Origin of the sequence: uncultured Streptococcus sp., assembly GCF_901875575.1 — a bacterium.
Classification (GTDB): Bacteria; Bacillota; Bacilli; order Lactobacillales; family Streptococcaceae; genus Streptococcus.
Map to the genome: position 1 here is coordinate 1 of NZ_CABFMF010000064.1, position 538 is coordinate 538.

General features: G+C 37.9%; 1 protein-coding gene. It reads left to right on the plus strand.

Annotated elements, in window-relative coordinates; translation table 11 throughout:
* Nucleotides 1–24: 24 nt before the first annotated feature.
* Nucleotides 25–372 carry a transposase gene (locus QZ114_RS08555; protein ID WP_295502203.1) on the plus strand — a complete coding sequence of 116 codons (348 nt, stop codon included), beginning with the start codon at nt 25–27 and terminating at the stop codon, nt 370–372.
* Nucleotides 373–538 lie beyond the last annotated feature (166 nt).

The window sequence follows — 538 nt, forward strand, 5'->3', positions numbered from 1 at the left end:
TAAACCATTTAGAAAGGCTATCCCATGCATATTCACTATAACACAAATCAAACAACTTTACCACTAGAAATCAGTTCTTTCTTGCCACAAGACCATCTCGTCTTTACTATTGAAAAAGTGGTGAACACCTTGGAAGATGGTCACTTCCACGCCTTCTATCATTCCTTTGGTTGCCCGTCTTATCATCCTAAAATGCTTGTATCTACTCTTTTATTTGCCTATTCACAAGGGATTTTCTCTGGTCGAAAAATTGAAAAAATGATGATTGAAAATTTGGCTATGCAGTACCTAACAGGACAGTTAGTTGTCAGCTATCGCGCCATCAATTGTTTTCGTGTTGCTGAAGGGATGGAAGAACGAACTCATTCGTAATCTTTTCATCGACCTCAATCTTCGTTTAAAAATGGAAGAGTTAGTGACCTTAGATTGCTTGTTTATTGACGGGACTAAGAGCCAACAAATATAGTTTCGTGGGGAAGAAAGCGACAGAGAAATTCTCCGCCAAACTTCAAGAACAGATACAAATCTATTTTCAAGA

Bases quoted from the DNA above. Each gene is read 5' to 3' on its own strand.
- QZ114_RS08555 (WP_295502203.1), top strand. From the start codon at position 25: ATGCATATTCACTATAACACAAATCAAACAACTTTACCACTAGAAATC.